The organism is Xanthomonas dyei, assembly GCF_002939865.1.
In the GTDB taxonomy this organism is placed as follows: Bacteria; Pseudomonadota; Gammaproteobacteria; order Xanthomonadales; family Xanthomonadaceae; genus Xanthomonas; species Xanthomonas dyei.
In genome coordinates this window covers 1-279 of the sequence record NZ_MDEE01000147.1, presented here as the reverse complement: position 1 = coordinate 279, position 279 = coordinate 1, and the positions used below count along the sequence as shown (strand labels likewise).

The 279-nt window shown below is 64.5% G+C and carries 1 pseudogene; it reads right to left on the bottom strand.

What is annotated here, in order from left to right:
- A pseudogene (locus XdyCFBP7245_RS23600) lies at positions 1-279 on the bottom strand (hypothetical protein); the annotation flags it as partial.

The window sequence follows — 279 nt, the reverse complement described above, 5'->3', positions numbered from 1 at the left end:
GTGCGCCTGCGGCACGAACAGCCAGGGCCTGACGGACCATCCCTCTGGCACGCCGCTGTCCCTCACCAACGCTGACTTCACCCCTTCCCAGTGCTCGTCCCACCCTCTCAGCCGACCGAGCAATGAGGGCGCCTTTGCTGCGTAGGTGATTTCGCATAAGTAGGCCGCCTGCTCTTTGAAGCTCACGGCCACCGCGTCGCAATACCAATGCGGGCCGCTGGTGTCCGGGTTGGCGCCCTCGTTGAGCTGGATGCAGCACTGGCTGTTGACGAACAGCGC